A 25,786-nucleotide genomic window follows, 5' to 3' on the forward strand; every position below is an offset into this window, starting at 1 on the left:
TTGCGTGACAGGTCATGAGCATGGCCCCTATAGTGAATTTTTATCTAAAAATATAAGGGCCAGTTCATGCTTCAAAGTAACGAATACTTTTCCGGTAAAGTGAAATCCATTGGTTTTACCAGCAGCAGCACTGGCCGCGCCAGTGTCGGCGTGATGGCTGAAGGGGAGTACACCTTTGGTACGGCCGAAGCTGAAGAGATGACGGTGGTAAGTGGTGCGCTTAACGTCTTACTGCCGGGTGAAACGGAATGGAAAGTTTACTCTGCCGGCGAAGTTTTCAACGTCCCTGGCCACAGTGAGTTCCATCTGCAGGTTGCTGAACCGACCTCTTATCTGTGCCGCTATCTGAAATAATCTTCTTCCCTCTCCCCGTTGGGGAGAGGGTCAGGTTGAGACGAAATTATCTCTGCGCTTCGCCGCCGAGGCCTTCTACCAGATTTTGAATCAACGCGGCCAGCTCGCCGGTCATCAGGATAAAGTCCGCATCAAAGCGCTGGGCGTAATCTTCACGATCGATATCTTCGTTCTGATCGCGCAGTTCATCGCAGAACTTCAGGCGCTTAACAGAGCCATCGTCACACATCACAAACTGAATACGCTGCTGCCAGTCGAGCGCCAGTTTAGTGACCACTTTGCCTGCTTCAATGTGGACGGCGATCTCATCGCTCACCAGATCCTGCTTTTTCGCACGAATGACACCGCCATCTTCAAGCAGGGCTTTCAGTTCGGCTTCATCGAGGATCTGGAACCCTTGCGCTGCCGTGCCGCTGCGAACCCATTCGGTCAGGGTTAACTCGATAGGCGTTTCCAGCGCCAGTGGAACCACCGGCAAAGAGCCGATGCTCTTACGCAGCAGGGCCAGCGTATCTTCCGCTTTTTTGGCGCTGGCGCAGTCCACCATGATCAGCCCGTTGACGGTATCGATCCACATCATGGTCTGGCTGAAGCGGCTAAACGCGCGCGGCAGCAGGGAGTGCAACACTTCGTCTTTCAGGGAATCTTTTTCGGTCTTTTTCAGCTTGCGGCCCTGTTCGGCTTCAAGCTTGAAAATTTTCGCTTCCAGCGCCTGCTTCACCACCGGCGTGGGCAGGATTTTCTCTTCTTTACGGGCGCAAACGATGATTTGACCCGTGCTGCTGGCGTGGGTCAGGGCATCGCTTTGTGAACCCATTGGCGGAACCCAACCGGTTTTTGCCATATCCTGGCTTCCGCAAGGGGAAAAGGTATAAGCGGCTAACTGTTTTTCCATCTCTTCTGCACGCAGCGAAACGTCGCGGCTGAGACGGTAAACCATCAAATTTTTGAACCACAGCATGATAATTTCCACGGCCTTGTCGTTAAATCAGCGGGCATGATAACGAATTGTCGCATCGCTTGCATTGCTAATCGGGAAGCGTGCTTCTACTCTGTTGATAATCAAAATAATGAGGAGAGTCTTGTGCGTATTGGGATTGATTTGGGCGGCACCAAAACTGAAGTTATCGCACTGAGCGAGCAGGGGGAGCAGCTTTTCCGTCACCGCCTGCCCACGCCGCGCGACGATTATCACCAGACTATCGAGACGATTGCCCGGCTGGTTGAGATGGCAGAGCAGGCGACAGGACAGACCGGCTCCGTCGGGATGGGCATTCCCGGGTCCATTTCGCCTTATACCGGGGTGGTGAAAAATGCCAACTCCACCTGGCTCAATGGCCAGCCTTTTGATAAAGATTTGAGCGCGCGTCTGCAGCGTGAGGTGCGTCTGGCAAATGATGCGAACTGTCTGGCGGTATCAGAGGCGATTGACGGTGCGGCGGCCGGTGCCCAGACCGTTTTTGCTGTCATCATCGGTACCGGCTGCGGGGCCGGTGTGGCGTTCGGCGGGCGTGCGCATATTGGCGGTAACGGTACGGCAGGCGAGTGGGGACATAACCCATTGCCATGGATGGATGAAGACGAACTTAAATACCGTACTGAAGTGCCGTGCTACTGTGGAAAGCAGGGCTGTATTGAGACGTTTATCTCCGGCACCGGTTTTGCCACCGATTACCACCGCCTGAGCGGTCAGCCGCTTAAGGGTAACGAGATCATGCGTCTGGTTGAGGAGCAGGATCCCGTGGCGGAACTGGCGTTGAGCCGCTACGAAATGCGCCTGGCGAAATCGCTGGCGCATGTGGTGAACATTCTCGATCCTGATGTGATTGTGCTGGGCGGTGGGATGAGCAACGTTGACCGGCTGTACGCGACGGTGCCTGCTCTCGTCAAACAGTGGGTCTTCGGCGGCGAGTGTGAAACCCCAATCCGTAAAGCCGTCCACGGTGACTCCAGCGGCGTGCGCGGCGCAGCGTGGTTATGGCCGGAATAAAAGCAAAACGGCAACGCACGTTGCGGTTTTTTATGTTTGTACCCTCTCCCTGTGGGAGAGGGCCAGGGTGAGGGCACCAGACCGCGCCGATCCGCCTTTCACTGCACCGCAAACTCCTTATCCAGCCTGCTATACCCCAGTCCATTAATCTTCTTCACTTTGATTTGCACCGGAATACGCTCCTTCATAGCCTCGACGTGGCTTATCACGCCGATGGTTTTCCCGGTGGCATTCAGCGCGTCGAGCGCATCCAGCGCGGTGTCCAGCGTCTCGCTGTCGAGCGTGCCGAAACCTTCATCCAGGAACAGCGAATCGATTCGCGTTTTGTGGCTCACCAGGTCGGAAAGTGCCAGCGCCAGCGCCAGACTGACGAGGAAGCTTTCGCCGCCAGAAAGCGTGCGGGTATCGCGTACGGCATCGGCCTGCCAGGTATCGACCACCTCCAGCTCCAGTGCGTCGCTGACTTTACGCTGCAGCAGATAGCGCCCGTGCAGGCGGTTAAGCTGCTGGTTAGCGAGCCAGACCAGATTATCCAGCGTCAGACCCTGGGCGAATTTACGGAACTTGTCGCCGGTGCTGGAGCCTATCAGCGCATTCAGATAACCCCAGTCCTCGGCCAGACGTGAGGCCTCGTCAATTTGCTGCATCAGCGCCAGCTGGTGCTGGCGGTTATCGCTGTCCTGCTTAAGCTGCTGGCGGATCTCCCCCTGATGAGTGGTGTTCTCACGAAGCTGCTGCGCCAACTGCTGTAGCTGCGCATGCAGGGTTTGCGCGTCGGCGTCCAGCCCTTCCGGTTGCTGATGCTGGTGGGCCTGTAGCTGCTGTTCAGCCTGCCCGCTAAGCGCAATTGCCTGCTGAAGCTGGCTCTCCAGCGTCTGCTTGCGTTGTTCAAGACGGCGGATGGTCTCCTCATCCAGCAGCGCGGCGAGAAAGGCCTCGCGATCGGCGAAGCAGCTTGCCGCCAGCGCGGTGGCAAATTGCGCTGTGGCGTGTTGTAGCCGCTCGCTTTCCAGACTCTCCTGCTGCTGCAGGGTGGCAAGCTGGCTTTGCAGGGACAGGCATTCGTCGTGGATCTCGCGCCAGTTCTCAGGAATGGCCGGTTCTGCCTCGGTGTCATCGCCTGGCGGAAGCGTGTCGAGCAGCGGTTTCAGGGTATTAATGCGCTCCTGAATCGCAGCATACTGCGTCTGTTTTTCCTGCCACAGGCTGAATTCCGTTTCCCGGGCGTACAGCCAGGCGGTCTCTTCCCCCTCTTCAGGAACATACAGCGACAGCGCGAGCAGGGCGTTTTCCAGTGCCTGACGCGTAGCCGACAGCTGCTGCTGGTACTGACGCTCCTGCGCTTGCTGTTCGTTAAGCTGGTTTTGCAGCGTCAGGCGCTGGCTGAGCTGATAGAGCTGACGTTCGTACTGTTCCTGTTCGTTCATCCATGGGGCGATATCTTCCTGAATATTCAACGAGATATTCAGGTCTGCACAGACCTCCTGCCACTCTTTAGTGAGTGCTTGCTCTTCCTGAGAGAGCGCCTGCGCTTCGTCTGTTGCTCGCTGGATCTGCTGCGTCAGGGCATTGACCTGTCCCAGCACCAGCAGACCCTCCTCTTTAAGCGCGACGACCTCTTTTTCCAGCGCGTCCCGGCGCCGCTGGTTATCGGTGAGCTCAAGCGCCTGATACGTCTCAATCGCGGGATGTTCACTGGAGCCGCACAGTGGGCAGGGTTTTCCGGCCTCAAGCTGCGAGCGGTAGCTTTCCAGCTTTTTGATCGTCGCTTCGCTTTCACACAATGCTTTCAAATCGACATAGTGCTGGTTTTTTTCTTTGTACTGCTGGCGGCGCAGCGTCAGCGTTTCATTGAGTTTTACCTGCTCGGACTGCGCTTTTTGCCGGGTATCCGCGTTCTCTTGCAGCCGTTTTTGCAGCGGCTGATAGCGGGCATGAAGCGTGGTCAGGCGCTGGCGTAAAGGGCGTGACCGGGACTGTTGCTCCATTGCCGCTGCCACGTCATCCGCCGTCAGCGTCAGGGGGTTTTCCGGCATCCCGGCGAGCTTCTGACGTAATTCAGCAATACGGGCTGCAAGCGTGGCAATCTGATGTTTATCGCGGTTCAACTGCGCAAAATGGGCGCGCCAGCCAGCAATCTCCTGGCCCCACACGCGGTAACGTTCATGCTCCGCCAGCCATGTTGCCTGGATCGTAAGGTCACTCTGCAATTGCGCATGGGTACGCAGCGCCGTATGACGGATGCGTGAGCGCTGCGCGGCTTTGGCCTGTAAGCGAGTATTTACTTCGACAATGCGCTGCTTTGTCTGCGCGAGGCGCGTGGTTTGTTCTTGCTGGCTATCCCACAGGGGGCGAAGCTGGGCGGCGGGCTGCGCAAGCTGGAGCTTGGCCAGCTCAGGCGCGGCGTCGGTCAGAGCCTGCTGCGCCTGCTGTTGCAGGAGCATAACCCGCTGCTGCTCTCGAATAAGCTCGTCGTTGCGCGTCAGCCACTGAAAATCGCGCTGTTGGTTCTGCTGCTGAGTCAGCAGGGTTTTCTCTTCGTCAGTAAGTGCCTGCAAACTCTGCTGTAACTGCTGCTGTTGCGCTTCGCTCAGTAGCACCACCCCTGCGGCCTGCGCCTCGCACATCTCAAGCGCGTTACGGGCGGCCTTATGTTTCTCGAACACCATCGCTGAGATCTGACCGTAGATCTCGGTGCCGGTCAGCTCTTCCAGCAGTTCGGCGCGATCGCCCGGTTTAGCGTTGAGGAAGGCGGCAAACTGCCCCTGGGAGAGCAACATTGAACGGGTAAAACGGCTATAATCCAGCCCGGTGAGCGCGGCGGTTTGCTCCAGTTTGTCCGTCACTTTATCTGCCAGAATTTTACCGTCTTCACAACGCGCCAGTTCAACGCGCGGTGCCTGCAGGTTTCCATCTGGCTGATTGCGCGCGCGGTTCTGGCTCCAGAACGCACGATACGCTATGCCTTTTACCTCAAACTCCACCTCGGCCAGGCACTCGGCGGTATCGCGGGTCATCAGGTCGTTTTGTGCCTGGGAGACTTTTTGCAGACGCGGCGTTTCGTGGTAAAGGGCCAGACAGATGGCGTCGAGCAGGGTCGTTTTCCCGGCACCGGTCGCGCCGGTAATGGCGAACAGCCCGTTGCTGGCAAACGGCTCGGCGGTAAAGTCAATTTTCCACTCGCCCTTAAGGGAGTTGAGGTTTTTCAGACGCAGGCTCAGAATTTTCATGCGTTTTCTTCCTCATCGCTGAGCGCGTGCAGGGTATTAAGGAACAGCTCGTTCAGCCTTGCGCGCGTGGTGTCGTCAATCTCTTCCTGCGACAGTCGGCGTTCAAATACCTCTTCCACCCTCAGTTCGCTGAGCGTTTCACGCTGCGCACCCAGCAGAATTTTCTCGCGCTGTTCGCGGCTGCGGCGAACCAGTAAGACCTCGACGGGCAGATCTTCCGTCAACGCCTGAATTTTACGCTGCATATCATGCAGGTAGTCGTCGGTCGTGATTTCAATATCCAGCCAGATGGGCGGATTTTGTTCGACACCGCGCCACTGCTCCAGTTGGGCGGTAATCGCCGCCAGATCGCCCTTCAGCACCGCCAGCGGTTGGGTGACGGGAACCTCCAGCGACTCCACGGCACTGAGTTTGCCCTCATTAAAGCTCACCAGGTGCACACATTTGGCTTTGCCGGTCTCATCAAAACTGAGCGCAATGGGCGAGCCGCAGTAGCGAATGTGCTCGCAGCCGCCGATGACCTGCGCCCGGTGAATATGCCCGAGCGCGATATAATCCGCTGGCGGGAAATTTTGCGCCGGGAAGGCGTCCAGCGTACCAATATAGATGTCACGCACCGCGTCACTTTTACTGGCGCCGACGGTAGTAAGATGCCCGGTGGCAATCACCGGAATGGCCTGTTCGCCGCGCAGGGCGCAGGCATCCGTATGTTGCTGGTGATAATAGTCCGTGATGCTCTGCAACAGATGCTGCTGCTTTTCCCCGCCGGACATCCCCGCCTGGCTTTGCACGATATCGCGTGGGCGCAGGAAGGGCACCGGACACAGCACCGCTCCCGGTGTACCGTCACGTTTTTTCAGGATCTGCGGCGCATGACCGGCGCTGGCTACCACGGTCGTGTTAAGGAAGGCCAGGATATCGCGGGATTCATTCAGCGTTGCGACGGAGTCGTGGTTACCGGCGACAATCACCAGATGACAGCCGGTTTGTTGCAGATTTACCACGAAGCGGTTGTAGAGCTCACGCGCATAGCTTGGCGGCGAACCGGTATCAAAAATGTCACCCGCAACAATAATCGCGTCCACCTCGTGCGATCGGGCCGTGTCCAGCAGCCAGTTCAGGAACGCTTCATGCTCCGCTGCCCGGCTTTTGCTGTAAAAGTTTTGACCCAGATGCCAGTCCGAGGTGTGTAATATGCGCATAGCGAATCCGTGGCAAAAAAAGGGAATGGGGATTATAAACTTTCAGAAGCTGGAAAATAACCGCTGTAATAAAACAACAGTTTGCCATTTTACGTGGTACTGTTTTTCATAAATCTGTCATAAATCTGACGCATAATGACGCCGCATTACAAACTTGTAACTTAAATAAGATAAGACAGGGCAAAGTATGGCGAGACGTATTCTGGTCGTAGAAGATGAAGCTCCAATTCGTGAAATGGTGTGCTTCGTGCTCGAACAAAATGGCTTCCAGCCGGTCGAAGCGGAAGATTATGACAGCGCGGTGAACCAGCTGAATGAACCCTGGCCCGATCTGATCCTGCTTGACTGGATGTTGCCTGGCGGCTCCGGACTGCAGTTTATCAAACACCTCAAGCGTGAAGCGATGACCCGCGATATCCCCGTTGTCATGCTTACCGCGCGCGGTGAAGAGGAAGATCGCGTGCGCGGCCTTGAGACCGGCGCGGATGATTACATTACCAAACCCTTCTCACCGAAAGAGCTGGTTGCCCGTATTAAAGCTGTGATGCGCCGTATTTCACCGATGGCGGTGGAAGAGGTCATTGAGATGCAGGGCCTGAGCCTTGATCCCACCTCGCACCGTGTTATGACGGGCGAAAATCCCCTCGACATGGGGCCTACCGAATTCAAACTCCTGCATTTCTTTATGACTCACCCGGAGCGTGTTTACAGCCGCGAGCAGTTGCTGAATAACGTCTGGGGAACTAACGTGTATGTCGAAGACCGGACGGTTGACGTACATATCCGCCGCCTGCGTAAAGCGCTGGAACTGAGCGGCCACGATCGCATGGTACAGACGGTCCGCGGCACGGGTTATCGTTTTTCTACCCGTTTCTGAACAATGACAGGAGTGTGACGCGTGCTGGAACGTCTGTCATGGAAAAGGCTCGTCTTTGAACTGATCTTATGTTGTATTCCGGCCTTCATTTTGGGGGCCTTTCTTGGATACCTGCCGTGGTTTCTGCTGGCGTCTGTGACCGGGCTGCTGATCTGGCATTTCTGGAACTTACTGCGCCTCTCCTGGTGGTTGTGGGTTGACAGAAGTATGACGCCTCCCCCAGGAAGCGGGAGCTGGGAGCCTCTGCTTTACGGCCTGCACCAGATGCAGATGCGTAATAAAAAGCGCCGTCGCGAGCTGGGAAGCCTGATTAAACGCTTTCGCAGCGGTGCGGAATCGCTGCCGGATGCGGTGATTCTGACCACGGAAGAGGGGACAATCTTCTGGTGTAACGGTCTCGCCCAACAGCTGCTGGGCCTGCGCTGGCCGGACGATAATGGCCAGAATATCCTCAACCTTCTGCGTTATCCGGAGTTCACGCAGTATCTGAAAAAACGTGATTTCACGCGTCCGCATAATCTGAAGCTCAACAATGGCCGCCATCTTGAAATACGTGTAATGCCCTACAGCGATCGGCAATGGCTGATGGTGGCGCGCGACGTCACCCAGATGCACCAGCTGGAAGGGGCACGACGCAACTTCTTCGCCAACGTGAGCCACGAGCTGCGCACGCCGCTGACGGTGCTGCAGGGCTATCTGGAGATGATGCAGGAGCAGACGCTTGAAGGTGCGCCGCGTGAGAAGGCGCTGCATACCATGCGCGAGCAGACGCACCGTATGGAAGGGCTGGTGAAACAGCTGCTGACGCTGTCGAAGATTGAGGCGGCTCCGACGCTTGCCTTAAATGACACTATCGACGTACCGATGATGCTGCGGGTAGTGGAGCGCGAAGCGCAAACCTTAAGCCATAAAAAACATCATCTGACCTTTGACGTCGATAACAGTCTGAAGGTGCTCGGGAGCGAGGATGAACTGCGGAGTGCTATCTCTAACCTGGTCTATAACGCGGTTAATCATACCCCGGAAGGAACGGATATTATGGTGCGCTGGCAGCAGACACCAACGGGGGCCGAGTTTAGCGTCGAGGATAACGGGCCGGGCATTGCGCCTGAGCATCTTCCACGTCTGACCGAGCGGTTTTACCGGGTAGATAAAGCCCGTTCCCGGCAAACGGGGGGTAGCGGGCTGGGGCTGGCCATTGTGAAGCACGCGGTGAATCACCATGAAAGCCGCCTCGATATTCAAAGCACGCTGGGCAAAGGAACCCGTTTCAGTTTCGTTATACCGGAACGATTAATTGCCAAAAAGATCGCCTGACGGCGGGTGTGTCATTTTACCTTTCCACGGGCCAGCTATTGCTGGCCCGTTTGCTTTGCAGTAAAGCGAAACGCGAATGAATTTTATACGGCTGGTGCTTTTTTGTTCGCATGATTAGCCATGGCTTTTTCATGATATTAGCGAATTATTCTGGTTGGTATTTTTATGCTGGCATATTGTTCTGGTTTTACGATCCCTCCTTGCCTTTAAACGTTATAAGCGTTTAAATTGCCCCCCAGATACTGTCAGACCGACTGTATTTGCGTGGTAAATCGAAAAACTATTCTTCTCCACGCCAGGACGGGAGCATATCCCGCTGAAATTGAGCAAAATTTCCGCTGTATCGTCCCATTGGGGATGGCGAAAATCTCAATATATTCAACACCACATCCACAGGCAGTAAGGTTTTATGACCCATCACTTAAAATCGCGTGACATCATCGCGCTGGGCTTTATGACATTTGCGCTGTTCGTTGGCGCAGGCAACATCATTTTTCCCCCAATGGTTGGCTTACAGGCGGGTGAACACGTCTGGACAGCAGCATTTGGTTTCCTGATTACTGCCGTGGGCCTGCCGGTGTTGACCGTGGTTGCGCTGGCGAAAGTTGGCGGCGGCGTTGATAGCCTCAGCACCCCTATTGGTAAAGTGGCTGGCGTCCTGCTGGCAACGGTGTGTTATCTGGCCGTTGGCCCGCTGTTTGCGACCCCGCGTACCGCGACAGTCTCCTTCGAAGTGGGGATTGCGCCACTGACCGGTGACGGTGCGATGCCGCTGTTTATCTACAGTCTGGTTTACTTCGCTATTGTGATTCTGGTCTCCCTCTATCCGGGAAAACTGCTGGATACCGTGGGTAACTTCCTGGCTCCACTCAAAATTATCGCGCTGATCGTGCTGGCGGTTGCGGCCATTATCTGGCCTGCGGGTCCTATCAGCAGCGCGATGGATGCCTATCAAAACGCGGCCTTCTCTAACGGATTTGTGAACGGCTATCTGACCATGGATACGCTGGGCGCGATGGTGTTTGGTATCGTTATCGTGAACGCTGCCCGTTCTCGTGGCGTAACCGAAGCGCGTCTGCTGACCCGCTATACCATCTGGGCTGGTCTGATGGCCGGTGTGGGCCTGACGCTGCTCTATCTGGCGCTGTTCCGCCTGGGTTCCGATAGCGCCACGCTGGTCGATCAGAACGCGAATGGTGCGGCAATTCTGCACGCTTACGTCCAGCACACCTTTGGCGGTGCGGGCAGCATGCTGCTGGCGGCCCTGATCTTCCTGGCCTGTCTGGTGACGGCGGTTGGCCTGACCTGTGCCTGTGCGGAGTTCTTTGCGCAGTATCTGCCACTCTCTTACCGCACGCTGGTATTCATCCTCGGCATCTTCTCCATGGCGGTGTCTAACCTCGGTCTGAGCCACCTGATTCAGGTCTCCATTCCGGTGCTGACGGCCATCTATCCGCCGTGTATCGTGCTGGTGGTGTTGAGCTTTACGCGCCCGTGGTGGAACAACTCCTCGCGAATTATTGCGCCAGCCATGTTTATCAGCCTGATTTTTGGTATCCTTGACGGGATTAAAGCATCAGCGTTTGCTCACATCCTGCCAGCCTGGACACAGCGTCTGCCGCTGTCTGAGCAAGGTCTGGCCTGGCTGATGCCTACCGTTGTTGCACTGGTTCTGGCCATTATCTGGGACCGTGCTGCAGGGCGTCAGGTCGCATCGAACGCCCATTAATCAACGGCAACAAACTGTTTAACCACGGGGCTTAAGGCCCCGTGGTTTTTTGTTTTTTTCGTGTTGAATGGCAAGATTTAAATGGAAAGCACTAACAAACTCAAACGTGGGCTGAGCACGCGCCACATTCGCTTTATGGCGCTCGGCTCCGCTATCGGTACCGGTCTTTTTTATGGCTCGGCAGATGCCATCAAAATGGCCGGTCCAAGCGTTCTGCTGGCCTACATCATCGGCGGCGTGGCGGCGTATATCATCATGCGTGCGCTGGGAGAGATGTCGGTTCATAACCCTTCAGCCAGTTCATTCTCGCGCTATGCGCAGGAGAATTTAGGCCCGCTGGCCGGGTTTATCACCGGCTGGACCTACTGCTTCGAAATTCTGATTGTGGCCATTGCCGACGTCACCGCCTTTGGCATTTACATGGGCGTCTGGTTCCCGGCGGTTCCGCACTGGATTTGGGTGTTGAGCGTGGTGCTGATTATCTGCGCCGTCAACCTGATGAGCGTGAAGGTCTTTGGAGAACTGGAGTTCTGGTTCTCCTTCTTCAAGGTTGCCACCATCATCATCATGATTGTGGCCGGTTTCGGCATCATCATCTGGGGGATCGGCAACGGCGGCCAGCCAACCGGTATTCATAACCTCTGGAGCAACGGTGGTTTCTTCAGCAACGGCTGGCTCGGCATGGTGATGTCGCTCCAGATGGTGATGTTCGCCTACGGCGGGATTGAGATTATCGGGATCACCGCCGGGGAAGCCAAAGACCCGGAGAAATCCATTCCACGCGCCATCAACTCGGTGCCGATGCGTATTCTGGTGTTCTATGTGGGTACGCTGTTCGTCATTATGTCTATCTATCCGTGGAACCAGGTGGGGACCAACGGTAGCCCGTTTGTGCTGACCTTCCAGCATATGGGCATCGCCTTTGCGGCCAGCATCCTGAACTTTGTGGTCCTGACCGCGTCGCTGTCAGCGATCAACAGTGACGTCTTTGGCGTGGGCCGCATGTTGCACGGCATGGCAGAGCAGGGCAGTGCGCCAAAGGTCTTTGCCAAAACCTCCCGTCGCGGCACGCCATGGGTGACGGTTATGGTGATGACCGTTGCGCTGCTGCTGTCGGTCTACCTGAACTACATCATGCCGGAAAACGTCTTCCTGGTGATCGCTTCTCTGGCGACCTTCGCGACCGTGTGGGTGTGGATCATGATCCTGCTGTCGCAGATTGCGTTCCGCCGCCGTCTGTCCCCTGAGGAGGCAAAAGCGCTGAAGTTTAAAGTGCCAGGCGGGGTAGCGACAACCGTCGTTGGGCTGATCTTCCTGGTGTTTATCATCGGCCTGATTGGCTACCATCCTGATACCCGTATTTCCCTCTACGTAGGCTGTGCGTGGATCGTACTGCTGCTGGTGGGTTGGGTGTTTAAATGCCGCCGCGACCGTCAGCTGGCGCAAGCGCAGTAATATTTTATACCCTCTCCCTGTGGGAGAGGGAATTTTGTCTCCTCCTCCTTTCTCCTCCCTCAATAATCGCGAACGTGATGAGCTATCCTTAACCACCCTGTGGCAAGGTGACGTCAATTTCATCAAAGGGGATTCGTGATGTTAAACGCCTGGCACCTTCCGGTTGCCCCATTTGTTAAGCAAAACAAAGACAACCTTGTGATTACGCTCTGGCTGGCGGGGGAAAATCAGCCTGAACGCGTGACGCTACGCGCTGAAGTCGATAATGAAGAAACTACGCTGAAAATGCACAAACAGCGCAGCCAGCCGCAGCCTGGCGTAACGGCATGGCGGGCAAACATCGACTTGCGCAGCGGCCAGCCGCGCCGACGCTATAGCTTTAAGCTGCTCTGGAATAACCGCCAGCTGTGGTTTACCCCGCAGGGATTTAGCCGTTTTCCTCCGGCGCGGCTGGAGCAGTTTGCCGTCGATTACCCGGACGCTGGCCCACAGTGGGTTAACGATCAGGTCTTTTATCAGATCTTCCCGGATCGCTTTGCGCGCAGCGAAACGCGCACCGCCGGGCAGGATAAGGTTTATTACCACCACGCTGCAGGACACGACATTATCCTGAAAGAATGGGATGAGCCGTTAACCGCGCAGGCGGGCGGCTCGACGTTCTACGGCGGCGATCTTGACGGCATCAGCGAAAAGCTACCGTATCTGAAGAAGCTGGGCGTGACGGCGCTGTACCTTAACCCGGTGTTTAAAGCACCGAGCGTGCATAAATACGATACCGCCGATTATCGCCACGTTGACCCGCAGTTTGGCGGTGATGACGCGCTGCTTCGTCTGCGTAAAAATACGCAAAAAGAGGGCATGCGTCTGATTCTGGACGGCGTGTTCAACCACAGCGGCGACTCACACGCGTGGTTTGACCGTCATAACCAGTCGATGGGCGGGGCGTGCCATAACCCGGATTCACCCCAGCGCGACTGGTACAGCTTCAACGAGGAGGGGCGCGCGCTGGACTGGCTGGGCTATCCGAGCCTGCCAAAGCTGGATTTCCAGTCGCCAACGCTGGTGAACGAGATTTACGGCGGTGAAAACAGCATTGTGCGCCACTGGTTGAGTGAGCCATGGAATATGGATGGCTGGCGTCTTGACGTGGTGCATATGCTCGGTGAAGCGGGCGGGGCGCGTAATAACCTTCAGCACGTCGCCGGGATCACCCGTGCAGCAAAAGCCGCGCAGCCGGAGGCGTTCGTGTTTGGCGAACATTTTGGCGACGCGCGCCAGTGGCTGCAGGCGGACGCGGAAGATGCGGCAATGAACTATCGCGGTTTTACCTTCCCGCTGTGGGGATTCCTTGCTAACACCGATATTTCCTACGATCCGCAGCATATTGATGCGGAAACCTGCATGGCGTGGATGGATAACTACCGCGCCAGTCTTTCGCATCAGCAGCAGTTACGGATGTTTAACCAGCTGGACAGCCATGACACCGCGCGATTTAAATCCCTGCTCGGTAAGGATGTCGCGCGCCTGCCGCTGGCGGTGACCTGGCTCTTTACCTGGCCGGGCGTGCCGTGCATCTATTACGGTGATGAGGTGGGGCTGGACGGGAACAACGATCCATTCTGCCGCAAAACCTTCCCATGGGATCCGGCGAAGCAGGACAAAGCGCTGTTCAGCCTGTATCAGCGGCTGGCGAAACTGCGTAAGCAGAGCCAGGCGCTGCGCTACGGTGGTTGTCAGGTGGTTTATGCCCACGACAACGTGGTGGTGTTTGTCCGCGTCTATAACCAGCAGCGCGTGCTGGTAGCCATCAACCGGGGCGAGGCGTGCGAAGTGGTGCTGGATGACTCTCCGCTGCTTAACGTGAGCGCGTGGCAGCTAAAAGAGGGGAAAGGGAGCGTGCAGGAGGGGATCCTCTCCCTGCCGGCGATTTCTGCTTCCGTCTGGGTTGGCTGACGGCGTGATAACAAAAAGGCCCGCATAAGCGGGCCTTTTTCGTAAACCGTGCCGATTACAGGCTGGATACGTTCTCGGACAGGTATTTCGCAACGCCGTCTGGGGACGCAGACATACCTTCTTTACCTTTTTCCCACTGAGCCGGGCACACTTCACCGTGCTCTTCGTGGAACTGCAGCGCGTCAACCATACGCAGCATTTCGTCGATGTTACGACCCAGCGGCAGATCGTTCACAACCTGGTGACGCACGATGCCGTTTGCGTCGATCAGGAAGGAGCCACGCAGCGCAACGCCAGCGTCCGGATGTTCGATACCGTAAGCCTGCTGGATTTCGCGTTTGATGTCCGCAACCATTGCGTATTTCACCGCACCGATGCCGCCTTTGTCGACAGGGGTGTTACGCCATGCGTTGTGTACAAACTCAGAGTCGAAGGAGACGCCAACCACTTCTACGCCACGCTTCTGGAATTCTTCATAACGTTTGTCGAACGCGATCAGCTCAGACGGGCAAACGAAAGTGAAGTCCATTGGCCAGAAGAACAGAACGGTCGCTTTACCGTTGGTGTGCTGTTTGAAGTTGAAGTTTTCAACGATTTCACCGTTGCCCAGAACTGCTGCAGCTGTAAAATCCGGAGCCGGACGAGTTACCAGAACCATATGATTCTCCTGTAGATACTAAGGTTATTTGGAACGCAACGCGAGCCAGTATAGAGAGTGTTCATGGATAAGACAAAGAGGTGGTGACAATCGTTCCGCCAGCTTTTACCTATCAATGCGAATTCTGTCAGAGCTGTTTGTTTTTCGCCTGCGTCATCATTCGCGGGTAAAACTGCCAGAAACGCGTTTCCAGCGCATCGTAATGTTCGTCCAGGTCATGCCATGAGTCGCGTAGTGCATCCAGCCGCGGTCGGCGGCTCGCCATCCCATTTAACACATTCTGGATGAAGTCCATCTCGCGATAGCGCTCCAGCCAGCGTTCCGACCACAGGTAATTACTCAGATTCACAAAGCGCGGCGGCGAGTCAGGCAGAATGAGCGACACCTGCTGGTGAGCATAATGCACAAAATCCGGCAATGGCATCTCCGGCGACAGCTGCTCCCAGTGGCGCGACAGGAAATGGTCCCACATGACATCAAGCGAGATTGGCGCAACGCGGCGCGTTTCGGGGCGAAACCACGCTTTGGCCTCGGTTACTTCTGGCAGATTATCCGTCATGACATCGATACGACGATGCATAAAAATCCCGTCGACAACCTCAGCGGGCCAGGTCTCGGCGGGGTTGCCGCGGACGAAATCGGCCAGCAAATTGCCGGAAAGGGAGCTGTCAGCGAGGTGAGCGAGGTGCAGGTGAGCGAGAAAATTCATGCGTTTTATTTGTCCGGGGGCGGCTAGTTGTTGCAGCAAAAGGGTGTGAGCACTAGACTATGCCGCCTGTTTTTAAGTCACGAGTATACGTCATGCGCGTCGCCGATTTCTCCTTTGAACTACCTGAATCCCTGATTGCTCACTATCCAATGCCTGAGCGCAGTAGCTGTCGCTTGCTGTCACTGGACGGGCCAACGGGCGAGCTGACGCACGGTACTTTCACCGATCTGCTCGACAAGCTCAACCCTGGCGATCTGCTGGTCTTTAACAATACCCGCGTGATCCCGGCGCGTCTGTTTGGCCGCAAGGCCAGCGGCGGCAAGATTGAAGTGCTGGTCGAACGTATGCTCGATGATAAACGTATTCTGGCACATATTCGCGCCTCTAAAGCACCTAAACCGGGTGCCGAACTGCTGCTGGGCGATGACGAGAGCATCAAAGCAACCATGACCGCGCGCCACGACGCGCTGTTTGAAGTGGAGTTCAACGATGAGCGCACGGTGCTGGATATTCTCAACGCCATCGGCCACATGCCTTTGCCGCCGTACATTGAGCGCCCGGATGAAGAGGCCGATCGTGAGCTCTACCAGACCGTCTACAGCCAGAAGCCTGGCGCGGTAGCGGCGCCGACGGCGGGTCTGCACTTTGACGAACCGCTGCTGGAAAAATTACGCGCGAAAGGCGTGGAGATGGCGTTTGTGACGCTGCACGTCGGCGCGGGCACCTTCCAGCCGGTGCGGGTAGACAGCATTGAAGATCACATCATGCACTCTGAGTATGCTGAAGTGCCGCAGGAGGTTGTTGATGCGGTTCTGGCGGCAAAAGCGCGCGGCAGCCGCGTTGTTGCGGTGGGCACCACCTCCGTACGTTCACTGGAGAGCGCTGCCCAGGCGGCTCAAAAAGATCTGATCGAGCCATTCTTTGGCGATACGCAGATCTTTATCTATCCGGGCTATCAGTACAAAGTCATCGATGCTCTGGTGACCAATTTCCATCTGCCTGAATCAACGCTGATTATGCTGGTCTCCGCCTTTGCGGGGTATCAGCACACCATGGCGGCATACAAGTCTGCGGTAGAACAAAAATATCGCTTTTTTAGCTACGGGGACGCGATGTTTATCACGTACAATCCGCTGGCTTTGAATGAGCGTGTCGGGGAATAAGTCCGCGGCACCGGAATAATGTGTTGGACTGTTTTTCTGGCACAGAGGAATAAAAATGAAATTTGAACTCGATACCACCGATGGCCGCGCGCGTCGCGGTCGCCTGGTGTTTGATCGCGGCGTGGTGGAAACCCCCGCGTTTATGCCTGTGGGGACTTACGGCACCGTAAAAGGGATGACGCCGGAAGAAGTAGAAGCCACTGGCGCCCAGATTATCCTCGGTAATACCTTCCACCTGTGGCTGCGTCCTGGTCAGGAGATCATGAAGCTTCACGGCGATCTGCATGACTTCATGCAGTGGAAAGGCCCGATCCTGACCGATTCTGGCGGTTTCCAGGTCTTCAGCCTGGGTGATATTCGCAAGATCACCGAGGAGGGCGTCCACTTCCGTAACCCGATCAACGGCGATCCGATTTTCCTCGATCCTGAAAAGTCTATGGAGATTCAGTACGATCTCGGCTCTGACATCGTGATGATCTTCGACGAATGTACGCCATACCCGGCGGACTGGGATTACGCTAAACGTTCCATGGAGATGTCGCTGCGCTGGGCGAAGCGTAGCCGCGACCGTTTTGACTCCCTGCAGAACAAAAATGCGCTGTTCGGCATTATCCAGGGCAGTGTTTACGAAGATTTACGCGATATCTCTGTTAAAGGTCTGGTAGAGATAGGTTTTGATGGCTACGCTGTCGGCGGTTTAGCTGTGGGTGAGCCGAAGGAAGACATGCACCGTATTCTGGAACATGTCTGCCCGCAAATCCCGGCGGATAAACCCCGTTACCTGATGGGTGTGGGTAAGCCAGAAGATCTGGTTGAAGGTGTGCGCCGCGGCATCGATATGTTCGACTGCGTCATGCCAACCCGTAACGCACGTAACGGTCATCTGTTTGTTACCGATGGCGTGGTGAAAATCCGTAACGCGAAGCATAAGAGTGACACCAGTCCGCTCGATGCCGAGTGCGATTGCTACACCTGTCGCAATTATTCTCGCGCGTATTTGCATCATCTCGATCGTTGCAATGAGATTTTGGGCGCGCGTCTCAATACCATTCATAACCTTCGCTATTATCAGCGCTTAATGGCTGGTTTACGCAAGGCTATCGAAGAGGGTAAATTAGAGAGCTTCGTGACCGATTTTTACCAACGTCAGGGTCGAACCGTTCCACCTTTGAACGTTGATTAATATTAATAATGAGGGAATTTGAATGAGCTTTTTTATTTCTGATGCGGTAGCGGCAACAGGTGCTCCAGCGCAGGGCAGCCCGATGTCTCTGATTCTGATGCTGGTTGTGTTCGGTCTGATCTTCTACTTCATGATCCTGCGCCCACAGCAGAAGCGTACCAAAGAGCACAAAAAGCTGATGGACTCCATCGCGAAAGGTGATGAAGTCCTGACTAACGGTGGCCTGGTCGGTCGCGTAACCAAAGTGGCTGAAAATGGCTACATTGCTATCGCCCTGAACGACACCACTGAAGTGGTTATCAAACGTGACTTCGTAGCTGCCGTTCTGCCGAAAGGCACCATGAAGGCGCTGTAATCCCAACTTTTCCCAAAGGGAACTGCCGTGTTAAACCGTTATCCTTTGTGGAAGTACATCATGCTGGTCGTCGTGATTCTCGTCGGCCTGCTGTACGCGCTTCCCAACCTGTATGGTGAGGATCCGGCTGTTCAAATCACTGGCGCGCGCGGTGTCGCCGCCAGTGAGCAAACGCTGATCCAGGTCCAGAAAACGTTACAAGAAGAAAAAATTACCGCTAAGTCTGTGGCTCTGGAAGAGGGCGCAATTCTTGCTCGCTTCGACACCACCGACACGCAGCTCCGCGCTCGTGAAGCGCTGATGGGCGTGCTGGGTGATAAATACGTCGTGGCGCTTAACCTTGCTCCTGCTACCCCACGTTGGCTGGCTGCGCTGAGCGCAGAGCCAATGAAACTCGGTCTTGACCTCCGTGGCGGCGTACACTTCCTGATGGAAGTGGATATGGATACCGCGCTGGGCAAACTGCAGGAACAGAATATCGATAGCCTGCGCAGCGATCTGCGTGAAAAAGGCATCGCGTATACCACTGTTCGTAAAGAAGATAACTACGGTATGAGCATCACGTTCCGCGACAGTGCGGCGCGCGATCAGGCTGTAGATTACCTGACCCAACGTCACCGTGACCTGGTGATCACCGCTCAGGGCAGCAACCAGCTGCGCGCGGTAATGACCGACGCCCGTCTGAAAGAAGCGCGTGAATATGCCGTTCAGCAGAACATCAACATTCTGCGCAACCGTGTAAACCAACTGGGCGTGGCTGAACCGCTGGTGCAGCGTCAGGGTGCTGACCGTATCGTTGTAGAACTGCCGGGTATTCAGGACACCGCGCGCGCGAAAGAGATTCTGGGCGCCACTGCAACGCTGGAATTCCGTCTGGTGAACACCAACGTTGACCAGTCTGCTGCCGCTTCTGGCCGTATTCCGGGTGACTCGGAAGTGAAAGAGACCCGCGAAGGTCAGCCCGTTGTGCTGTACAAACGCGTGATCCTGACCGGTGACCATATCACCGACTCCACCTCCAGCCAGGACGAGTACAACCAGCCGCAGGTTAACATCTCGCTGGACAGCGCGGGTGGTAACATCATGTCTAACTTCACCAAGGACAACATCGGTAAACCGATGGCGACCCTGTTCGTGGAGTACAAAGACAGCGGTAAGAAAGACGCTAACGGCCGTGCGGTGCTGGTGAAAGAGGAAGAGGTGATTAACATCGCCAATATCCAGTCTCGTCTGGGTAACAGCTTCCGTATTACCGGTATCAACAACCCGAACGAAGCGCGTCAGCTCTCTCTGCTGCTGCGTGCCGGTGCGCTGATTGCGCCAATTCAGATTGTTGAAGAACGTACCATTGGTCCAACTCTGGGTATGCAAAACATCCAGCAGGGGCTGGAAGCATGTCTGGCCGGTCTGGCGGTCTCTATCCTCTTCATGATCTTCTTCTATAAGAAGTTTGGTCTGATTGCCACCTCCGCGCTGATTGCGAACCTGGTGCTGATCATCGGCATTATGTCCCTGCTGCCAGGGGCGACGCTGACCATGCCGGGGATTGCGGGTATCGTTCTGACCCTTGCGGTGGCGGTCGACGCCAACGTACTGATTAACGAACGTATCAAAGAAGAGTTGAGCAACGGTCGCTCTGTTCAGCAGGCGATTGATGAAGGCTATAAAGGCGCGTTCAGCTCCATCTTCGATGCGAACGTAACAACACTGATCAAGGTTCTTATCCTGTATGCAGTGGGGACTGGCGCAATCAAAGGCTTTGCGATTACCACCGGTATCGGTGTTGCAACGTCAATGTTTACTGCTATTGTCGGCACCCGTGCCATCGTGAACCTGCTGTACGGCGGCAAGCGCGTCAAAAAGCTGTCTATCTGAGGAGTGCGTTGTGGCACAGGAATATACTGTTGAACAATTGAACCACGGCCGTAAAGTCTGGGACTTTATGCGCTGGGACTACTGGGCCTTCGGCATTTCAGGTTTACTGCTGATTCTGTCCATCGTCGTTATGGGCGTAAAAGGCTTTAACTGGGGGCTGGATTTCACCGGTGGTACGGTGATTGAAATCACCCTGGAAAAACCGGTCGATATGGACCAGATGCGTCAGTCACTGCAGAAAGCGGGCTTTGAAGAGCCGCTGCTGCAGAACTTCGGCAGCAGCCGCGACATCATGGTGCGTATGCCGCCGGTACACGATGCCAACGGCAGTCAGGAACTGGGCAGCAAGGTTGTTAGCGTGATTAACGAAACAACCAGCCAGAACGCCACGGTTAAGCGTATTGAGTTCGTCGGCCCGAGCGTGGGTGCGGACCTGGCGCAAACCGGTGCGATGGCGCTGCTGGTGGCGCTGATCTCCATCCTGGTGTACGTCGGTTTCCGCTTTGAGTGGCGACTGGCGGCGGGTGTGGTTATCGCACTGGCGCACGACGTGGTGATCACCATGGGCGTACTGTCTCTGTTCCATATTGAGATTGACCTGACAATTGTGGCATCCCTGATGTCCGTTATCGGTTACTCCCTGAACGACAGTATCGTGGTATCTGACCGTATTCGTGAAAACTTCCGTAAGATCCGTCGCGGTACGCCGTACGAAATCTTTAACGTGTCGTTGACCCAGACGCTGCACCGTACCTTGATCACATCCGGTACCACCTTGATGGTGATCCTGATGCTGTATCTCTTCGGTGGTCCAGTGCTGGAAGGCTTCTCGCTGACCATGCTGATCGGTGTGTCTATCGGTACTGCGTCGTCAATCTACGTGGCGTCCGCTCTGGCACTGAAACTTGGCATGAAGCGCGAGCACCTGCTCCAGCAGAAAGTCGAGAAAGAAGGGGCGGATCAGCCGTCTATTCTGCCGTAAGACGTTTATCGCGTTATCGAAATCCCGGTCTGTTGACCGGGATTTTTTTTATCTGCTCCTGACAAACACTCCTGACAGTATGCTGTCAGGAGCCCTGTCGTAGACTCCTGTTGAACCCAAACAAGAGGCAGGAGGATGTATGAAAAGTGTGATTAACTGGTTTGAGATCCCGGTCGCGGATATGGATCGCGCCATCAAATTTTATGAGCCGGTGATGCAGGTTTCACTGAGGCGCGAGAAAATGGACAGCGCCGAGCTGGCGGTATTCCCGCATGAGGATCCGGCCACCGGCGGCGCGCTGGCAAAATTTGAGGGGATTATTCCCTCGATGCAGGGGGCCATTATCTACCTGCATACTGACAATTTGACCGCTACGCTCGATCGCATTGCCTCTGCGGGCGGCGAGTGCGTGTTTGGCCCGCTGGAGTTACCGCGCGGTATTGGTACTATTGCTTTATTTACCGACAGCGAAGGTAATCGCGTCGGCCTTCATCAACCTGCCTGAGAGCGTAAGCAAAAATGACCCGACGCGCTGACCGTTTGTTTCAGATAGTACAGATCCTGCGGGGCCGACGTCTGACAACGGCAGCGCATCTTGCGGACCGGCTGGGCGTTTCTGAGCGCACGGTGTACCGCGATATCCGCGACCTGTCGCTTTCCGGCGTGCCGGTGGAGGGCGAAGCGGGGAGCGGTTACCGGCTGATGTCGGGGTTTGACCTGCCGCCGCTGATGCTGACAAACAAGGAGTCTGAGGCGCTGATTGTGGCTATTCGCCTGCTTACCACCTGGGGTGGGGAGTCGCTGTCGCGCGAACTGGAGTCTGCACAGGAGAAAGTGCTCGCGATCCTGCCCGAAGAGAGCCGCCGAAAGGCAGAGCAGACGCGGATCTACGCCCCGGATTTTGGCATGAAAAGCCACTCCCGCAGTGATTTTGATGTCATACATCAGGCGATCTCGGCCCAGCGCGTGCTCGTGCTGCATTATCGTGACGAAGCGGGGCAATTTTCAACGCGTGAGGTTCAGCCGCTGGGGCTGTTTTTCTGGGGAGAACGCTGGCTACTGGCGTCATGGTGTGAACTGCGCGATGACTATCGCTGTTTCCGTCTCGACAGATGCCTCAAAATTGTCCTTACGGAAAGACGCTTTAGTGAGAGTGCAGACCGATCGCTGGCGGATTTTTTGCGCAAGGTGAAGCAGTAACAAGCCACGGGGAGAGGCAGCCCGCACAGGTTTTGTAGGCCGGGTAAGCGTCAGCGCCACCCGGCAACAATCACATGATTAGAAGTTGTAACCCACTACCAGGTAACCACCCCAACCGGTAGAACGGACGCTGAAGTCGCCGTTGCCGAAGTTCAGGCTGGCGTCGTCGTTCCACTGTCCGCCGTTGTGCCAGTAACGCGCAACAACAGAGTAGTGCCAGTGATCGTAGTTCAGCGCCAGGATGTGGCTGGAGGCGATGGAGTCGTTGGTGCGCGCTTTCTTACCGTTCAGATCGCGGAAGTCGTTGTCGCCCAGATCGGAACCCCAGTCAAAGTTGGTGAAGCCGATATAGCTCAGGTTGCCGCCCCACAGCTGGGTGATTGGCACAAAGTATTTCACTTTGAAACGGTACCCATCCCACTCGTTTTCGTTCGCGGCACCGTAGTTCTGCCATTGATATTTAGCGTACACGTTCAGAGACAGGCTCATTGGCAGGCCCGTGTCGATGTCGGTACCCAGACCCATATACCAGGTGCTCTGGCGACCGGACTTGTTACGGCCCATGTCGTAGATATAGTTGTTCGCGAAATACCACTCTTTGAACGGACCAAACGCCAGGCTGGTACCAGTCAGTTTATCAATAGAGAAGCGCGGTTCGATCTCCATGAACAGTGGGGAACCGTGGTTCCAGATACCTTTTGCGTCGGTGTTACCACCGAAGAAGACCGGTGCATCCATATAGCCGTAGAAATCAAACCAGTCTTTCTTGGCGAACGCTTCGTACTCCAGGTAGGTATCGTTACGGATCTGAGGTCCGAAACGGGTGTGGTAGCTGCCGACCACGTTAACGCTCTGGTGCCACCAGTCGGAGAGGTATTGTGGTTTATCGTTTTCCGCTGCGTTAACAGTGAAAGAGGAGGACAATGCCAGCACGGCGCCGGCTGCGAGTAATGTTTTTTTCATAATCATGCCACTGATTGAAATTCCCTTCCGGGAGTGAAAAATGCGCGAATTGCGTTTCTAAATATTTCGTGTTTCTGCGGAGCCTATTATAGGAATCCTTGCTCACAAAAATATGTGTTGTTTCACATATCTCTCACACGCGTAATCGATTGCGTTCACGTTTGCGTACTTTAAACGGCCGGGATTGTAGCGGCAATCATTTATGTTGCCAATCCATACGAAATGTAAATGTTAGCGGAGTGACATTTCACTCCGCTCAAAAGGAGGGGGATTACTGTGCGGCGGGTTGGATGTCGTGAATGCGGATAAAGCCTAACTGATCGGGCGTAAGGCCGCTTAACTGAAGCGGAATATCCACATCACTCGGCGCTAAAACACTGGCCGGGGCGGTGAAGAGCTGATTCTTCACGTTCACCTCCTGGTAATTCTCGGTGGTGCCCTGGATCTGGCCCCACTCGACGGTGCCGCTAAAGGCTGGCAGCGGATCGTTGGACTCACCCTGAATGCGTAATGTTGCGCGAGTACCATCCGCATTTGCCGCCACATTCACCAGCGACATTTTTAACGTGCCAACCTGGCTGTTGAGACGGGCAGGGGTGTTGGCCCCAGGCAGCAAATACACTCCGCTGGTGGATTTTGCATTCAGCGCGTTTTGCTGGGTGATCTTCACGGTCTCTTTGTTCAGTTTGTCCATTGCCGTATTGAGCGTATTCACGCTCTGTTTCATCTGGCGGACTTCGGTTTGCTGTGCACAGGCACTAAGGGTGAAGAGGCTCCCCACCAGCAGAATTTTCAGGTAACGTCTTGTCATTGCGTTTAATTCCTTGAAATAACGGATCACCGTAATGGTAGCCAGCATCATCCCGACAGACATAGATCCTTTGTCTCAAAAAGCTCTTCCTTTGTTGTCAGGCCAGTTCAGGGTAAAATGAAAGTCAGTTAACCAGATAACAGGGATACCGTATGCATTGCCCATTCTGCTCCGCTGTGGATACCAAAGTCATCGATTCTCGTCTTGTGGGCGAAGGGTCTTCCGTACGCCGCCGTCGGCAGTGTCTGGTATGTAACGAGCGTTTCACGACCTTTGAGGTGGCAGAGCTGGTCATGCCGCGCGTGGTAAAAAGTAACGACGTGCGCGAGCCGTTTAACGAAGAGAAACTGCGCAGCGGAATGCTTAAGGCGCTGGAGAAACGCCCCGTCAGCGCGGATGACGTCGAAATGGCGTTAAACCACATTAAATCTTACCTTCGTGGTCTGGGTGAACGTGAAGTGCCCAGCAAGATGATCGGCAATCTGGTGATGGAGCAGTTGAAAAAGCTTGATAAGGTTGCCTATATCCGCTTCGCCTCTGTCTACCGCAGTTTCGAAGATATCAAAGAGTTTGGCGAAGAGATCGCCCGCTTACAGGATTAAGTCCATGCAGGATGAGATGTACATGGCGCGCGCCATGAAGCTGGCGCAGCGCGGTCGATTTACCACCCATCCCAACCCCAACGTCGGGTGCGTCATTGTTAAAGATGGCGAGATCGTGGGCGAAGGTTTCCACTACCGCGCGGGCGAGCCCCATGCTGAAGTGCATGCCCTGCGTATGGCGGGTGAAAAAGCGCGCGGAGCGACGGCCTACGTGACGCTTGAGCCATGCAGCCATCACGGGCGCACGCCGCCATGCTGTGAAGCGCTGATCGCGGCGGGAGTGTCACGCGTTGTCGCTGCGATGCAGGATCCTAATCCCCAGGTGGCCGGACGTGGTCTGTACCGTCTGCAGCAGGAAGGGATCGATGTTAGCCACGGCCTGATGATGCAGGACGCGGAAGCGATTAACAAAGGCTTCCTGAAGCGCATGCGTACCGGGTTCCCGTATATTCAGCTCAAGCTGGGCGCCTCACTGGATGGCCGCACGGCGATGGCGAACGGCGAAAGTCAGTGGATCACCTCGCCGCAGGCAAGGCGCGATGTGCAACGTCTGCGTGCGCAAAGCCATGCTATCCTCACCAGCAGTGAAACGGTTCTCACGGACGATCCGGCCATGACCGTACGCTGGAACGAACTGAATGCCGATACCCAGGCGCTGTATCCGCAGGAAAACCTGCGTCAGCCGCTGCGTATTGTCATTGATAGCCAGAACCGCGTCACGCCTGAACACCGCATTGTGCAGCAGCCCGGTGAAACCTGGATTGCCCGCACAAAAGAAGATTCACGCGACTGGCCGGAAAGCGTGCGCAGCATTATGGTGCCGGAGCACAACGGTCATCTGGATTTAGTGGTGCTGATGATGCTGCTGGGTAAGCAGCAGGTGAACAGCATCTGGGTGGAAGCCGGCCCGACGCTGGCAGGCGCACTGCTCCAGGCAGGTCTGGTCGATGAACTGATTGTCTACGTTGCGCCTAAACTGCTGGGTAGCGACGCGCGTGGCCTGTTTGTGCTGCCCGGCCTTGAAAAACTGGCCGATGCACCACAACTCAAATTTAGCGAGATTCGTCCGGTGGGTCCGGATGTTTGCCTCCATTTAACGACAGCGTAATTGCTCCTGAAATAGGGAAGCAGTGCGCAAAGTATTATGATAAAATCCGCCCCCCTGCGGGGCCAAATGA

At 55.5% G+C, this 25,786-nt stretch carries 23 protein-coding genes; 16 read left to right on the top strand and 7 right to left on the bottom strand.

The features are described 5' to 3' along the window. The first annotated feature begins 66 nt into the window (after window positions 1-66). Complete coding sequence (gene ppnP, locus APU11_RS10575; RefSeq protein WP_013095819.1) at window positions 67-354, top strand: pyrimidine/purine nucleoside phosphorylase; 288 nt, start codon at window positions 67-69, stop codon at window positions 352-354. Between the two features lie 46 nt (window positions 355-400). On the opposite strand, the gene rdgC is transcribed toward ppnP, so the two are convergent. Next, on the bottom strand, window positions 401-1,315 hold the full coding sequence (gene rdgC / locus APU11_RS10580; RefSeq protein WP_013095820.1) for a recombination-associated protein RdgC: 915 nt from the start codon (window positions 1,313-1,315) through the stop codon (window positions 401-403). A 123-nt stretch (window positions 1,316-1,438) separates the two neighbouring features. Here rdgC and mak point away from each other — a divergent pair, with 123 nt between their 5' ends. Next, a complete protein-coding gene (gene mak, locus APU11_RS10585; protein ID WP_032618450.1) occupies window positions 1,439-2,344 on the top strand; it encodes a fructokinase in 906 nt (301 codons plus the stop codon). Between the two features lie 98 nt (window positions 2,345-2,442). Here the strand turns inward: mak and sbcC are convergent, their stop codons facing one another. Together sbcC and sbcD are read right to left on the bottom strand one after the other, a co-directional pair. Then, window positions 2,443-5,574, bottom strand: coding sequence for an exonuclease subunit SbcC (gene sbcC / locus APU11_RS10590; RefSeq protein ID WP_060578482.1), 3,132 nt, complete (start codon window positions 5,572-5,574; stop codon window positions 2,443-2,445). Continuing rightward, window positions 5,571-6,776, bottom strand: coding sequence for an exonuclease subunit SbcD (gene sbcD / locus APU11_RS10595; protein WP_058651619.1), 1,206 nt, complete (start codon window positions 6,774-6,776; stop codon window positions 5,571-5,573). The genes sbcC and sbcD overlap by 4 nt, the downstream gene beginning before the upstream one ends. Before the next feature lie 187 nt (window positions 6,777-6,963). Here sbcD and phoB point away from each other — a divergent pair, with 187 nt between their 5' ends. From phoB to malZ, 5 genes are all read left to right on the top strand, one after another. Then, window positions 6,964-7,653, top strand: coding sequence for a phosphate response regulator transcription factor PhoB (gene phoB, locus APU11_RS10600; protein ID WP_010428026.1), 690 nt, complete (start codon window positions 6,964-6,966; stop codon window positions 7,651-7,653). 21 nt (window positions 7,654-7,674) lie between these two features. Then, the gene (gene phoR / locus APU11_RS10605) at window positions 7,675-8,970 is read left to right on the top strand and encodes a phosphate regulon sensor histidine kinase PhoR (protein ID WP_029883416.1); all 1,296 of its coding nucleotides are present in this window, start codon (window positions 7,675-7,677) and stop codon (window positions 8,968-8,970) included. 409 nt (window positions 8,971-9,379) lie between these two features. Continuing rightward, a complete protein-coding gene (gene brnQ / locus APU11_RS10610; RefSeq protein WP_013095826.1) occupies window positions 9,380-10,699 on the top strand; it encodes a branched-chain amino acid transporter carrier protein BrnQ in 1,320 nt (439 codons plus the stop codon). A gap of 81 nt (window positions 10,700-10,780) precedes the next feature. Beyond that, complete coding sequence (gene proY / locus APU11_RS10615) at window positions 10,781-12,154, top strand: proline-specific permease ProY (protein WP_020686369.1); 1,374 nt, start codon at window positions 10,781-10,783, stop codon at window positions 12,152-12,154. Between the two features lie 138 nt (window positions 12,155-12,292). After that, window positions 12,293-14,107 carry a maltodextrin glucosidase gene (malZ, locus tag APU11_RS10620; RefSeq protein WP_058651621.1) on the top strand — a complete coding sequence of 605 codons (1,815 nt, stop codon included), beginning with the start codon at window positions 12,293-12,295 and terminating at the stop codon, window positions 14,105-14,107. A gap of 55 nt (window positions 14,108-14,162) precedes the next feature. On the opposite strand, the gene APU11_RS10625 is transcribed toward malZ, so the two are convergent. Next, window positions 14,163-14,765 carry a peroxiredoxin gene (locus APU11_RS10625; RefSeq protein WP_013095829.1) on the bottom strand — a complete coding sequence of 201 codons (603 nt, stop codon included), beginning with the start codon at window positions 14,763-14,765 and terminating at the stop codon, window positions 14,163-14,165. Window positions 14,766-14,892: 127 nt separating this feature from the next. After that, the gene (gene acpH / locus APU11_RS10630) at window positions 14,893-15,474 is read right to left on the bottom strand and encodes an ACP phosphodiesterase (RefSeq protein WP_058651622.1); all 582 of its coding nucleotides are present in this window, start codon (window positions 15,472-15,474) and stop codon (window positions 14,893-14,895) included. A 92-nt stretch (window positions 15,475-15,566) separates the two neighbouring features. Here acpH and queA point away from each other — a divergent pair, with 92 nt between their 5' ends. From queA to APU11_RS10665, 7 genes are all read left to right on the top strand, one after another. After that, entirely contained in the window at window positions 15,567-16,637 is a 1,071-nt protein-coding gene (gene queA / locus APU11_RS10635) for a tRNA preQ1(34) S-adenosylmethionine ribosyltransferase-isomerase QueA (RefSeq protein WP_029883413.1), read from the top strand. A 55-nt stretch (window positions 16,638-16,692) separates the two neighbouring features. After that, window positions 16,693-17,820 (top strand): tRNA guanosine(34) transglycosylase Tgt, encoded by a 1,128-nt coding sequence (gene tgt, locus APU11_RS10640; RefSeq protein ID WP_013095832.1) that lies wholly within the window; start codon window positions 16,693-16,695, stop codon window positions 17,818-17,820. 22 nt (window positions 17,821-17,842) lie between these two features. Continuing rightward, on the top strand, window positions 17,843-18,175 hold the full coding sequence (yajC, locus tag APU11_RS10645; protein ID WP_000007629.1) for a preprotein translocase subunit YajC: 333 nt from the start codon (window positions 17,843-17,845) through the stop codon (window positions 18,173-18,175). 27 nt (window positions 18,176-18,202) lie between these two features. Further along, complete coding sequence (gene secD, locus APU11_RS10650) at window positions 18,203-20,050, top strand: protein translocase subunit SecD (RefSeq protein WP_071830016.1); 1,848 nt, start codon at window positions 18,203-18,205, stop codon at window positions 20,048-20,050. A gap of 10 nt (window positions 20,051-20,060) precedes the next feature. Beyond that, complete coding sequence (gene secF / locus APU11_RS10655; RefSeq protein WP_013095834.1) at window positions 20,061-21,032, top strand: protein translocase subunit SecF; 972 nt, start codon at window positions 20,061-20,063, stop codon at window positions 21,030-21,032. A gap of 139 nt (window positions 21,033-21,171) precedes the next feature. Continuing rightward, window positions 21,172-21,537: a VOC family protein gene (locus tag APU11_RS10660; RefSeq protein WP_045292953.1), complete on the top strand. Its 366-nt coding sequence runs from the start codon at window positions 21,172-21,174 to the stop codon at window positions 21,535-21,537. 14 nt (window positions 21,538-21,551) lie between these two features. Further along, complete coding sequence (locus APU11_RS10665) at window positions 21,552-22,232, top strand: YafY family protein (RefSeq protein WP_020686374.1); 681 nt, start codon at window positions 21,552-21,554, stop codon at window positions 22,230-22,232. Window positions 22,233-22,310: 78 nt separating this feature from the next. Here APU11_RS10665 and APU11_RS10670 read toward each other — a convergent pair whose 3' ends face one another. Together APU11_RS10670 and APU11_RS10675 are read right to left on the bottom strand one after the other, a co-directional pair. After that, window positions 22,311-23,195, bottom strand: coding sequence for a nucleoside-specific channel-forming protein Tsx (locus APU11_RS10670; RefSeq protein WP_025756198.1), 885 nt, complete (start codon window positions 23,193-23,195; stop codon window positions 22,311-22,313). 271 nt (window positions 23,196-23,466) lie between these two features. Then, entirely contained in the window at window positions 23,467-24,006 is a 540-nt protein-coding gene (locus APU11_RS10675; protein WP_014830864.1) for a DUF3251 domain-containing protein, read from the bottom strand. A 152-nt stretch (window positions 24,007-24,158) separates the two neighbouring features. Between APU11_RS10675 and nrdR the strand changes: the two genes are divergently transcribed. Both nrdR and ribD read left to right on the top strand, forming a co-directional pair. Beyond that, the gene (gene nrdR / locus APU11_RS10680; RefSeq protein ID WP_008503337.1) at window positions 24,159-24,608 is read left to right on the top strand and encodes a transcriptional regulator NrdR; all 450 of its coding nucleotides are present in this window, start codon (window positions 24,159-24,161) and stop codon (window positions 24,606-24,608) included. A 4-nt stretch (window positions 24,609-24,612) separates the two neighbouring features. Next, window positions 24,613-25,716: a bifunctional diaminohydroxyphosphoribosylaminopyrimidine deaminase/5-amino-6-(5-phosphoribosylamino)uracil reductase RibD gene (gene ribD, locus APU11_RS10685; protein ID WP_058651623.1), complete on the top strand. Its 1,104-nt coding sequence runs from the start codon at window positions 24,613-24,615 to the stop codon at window positions 25,714-25,716. Window positions 25,717-25,786 lie beyond the last annotated feature (70 nt).

The sequence above is a fragment of the Enterobacter sp. 50793107 genome, from assembly GCF_001463365.1.
GTDB classification, from domain to species: domain Bacteria; phylum Pseudomonadota; class Gammaproteobacteria; order Enterobacterales; family Enterobacteriaceae; genus Enterobacter; species Enterobacter cloacae.

Bases quoted from the DNA above. Each gene is read 5' to 3' on its own strand.
- ppnP (WP_013095819.1), top strand. From the start codon at position 67: ATGCTTCAAAGTAACGAATACTTTTCCGGTAAAGTGAAATCCATTGGT.
- rdgC (WP_013095820.1), bottom strand. From the start codon at position 1,315: ATGCTGTGGTTCAAAAATTTGATGGTTTACCGTCTCAGCCGCGACGTT.
- sbcC (WP_060578482.1), bottom strand. From the start codon at position 5,574: ATGAAAATTCTGAGCCTGCGTCTGAAAAACCTCAACTCCCTTAAGGGC.
- sbcD (WP_058651619.1), bottom strand. From the start codon at position 6,776: ATGCGCATATTACACACCTCGGACTGGCATCTGGGTCAAAACTTTTAC.
- phoB (WP_010428026.1), top strand. From the start codon at position 6,964: ATGGCGAGACGTATTCTGGTCGTAGAAGATGAAGCTCCAATTCGTGAA.
- brnQ (WP_013095826.1), top strand. From the start codon at position 9,380: ATGACCCATCACTTAAAATCGCGTGACATCATCGCGCTGGGCTTTATG.
- proY (WP_020686369.1), top strand. From the start codon at position 10,781: ATGGAAAGCACTAACAAACTCAAACGTGGGCTGAGCACGCGCCACATT.
- malZ (WP_058651621.1), top strand. From the start codon at position 12,293: ATGTTAAACGCCTGGCACCTTCCGGTTGCCCCATTTGTTAAGCAAAAC.
- APU11_RS10625 (WP_013095829.1), bottom strand. From the start codon at position 14,765: ATGGTTCTGGTAACTCGTCCGGCTCCGGATTTTACAGCTGCAGCAGTT.
- acpH (WP_058651622.1), bottom strand. From the start codon at position 15,474: ATGAATTTTCTCGCTCACCTGCACCTCGCTCACCTCGCTGACAGCTCC.
- queA (WP_029883413.1), top strand. From the start codon at position 15,567: ATGCGCGTCGCCGATTTCTCCTTTGAACTACCTGAATCCCTGATTGCT.
- tgt (WP_013095832.1), top strand. From the start codon at position 16,693: ATGAAATTTGAACTCGATACCACCGATGGCCGCGCGCGTCGCGGTCGC.
- yajC (WP_000007629.1), top strand. From the start codon at position 17,843: ATGAGCTTTTTTATTTCTGATGCGGTAGCGGCAACAGGTGCTCCAGCG.
- APU11_RS10660 (WP_045292953.1), top strand. From the start codon at position 21,172: ATGAAAAGTGTGATTAACTGGTTTGAGATCCCGGTCGCGGATATGGAT.
- APU11_RS10665 (WP_020686374.1), top strand. From the start codon at position 21,552: ATGACCCGACGCGCTGACCGTTTGTTTCAGATAGTACAGATCCTGCGG.
- APU11_RS10670 (WP_025756198.1), bottom strand. From the start codon at position 23,195: ATGAAAAAAACATTACTCGCAGCCGGCGCCGTGCTGGCATTGTCCTCC.
- APU11_RS10675 (WP_014830864.1), bottom strand. From the start codon at position 24,006: ATGACAAGACGTTACCTGAAAATTCTGCTGGTGGGGAGCCTCTTCACC.
- nrdR (WP_008503337.1), top strand. From the start codon at position 24,159: ATGCATTGCCCATTCTGCTCCGCTGTGGATACCAAAGTCATCGATTCT.
- ribD (WP_058651623.1), top strand. From the start codon at position 24,613: ATGCAGGATGAGATGTACATGGCGCGCGCCATGAAGCTGGCGCAGCGC.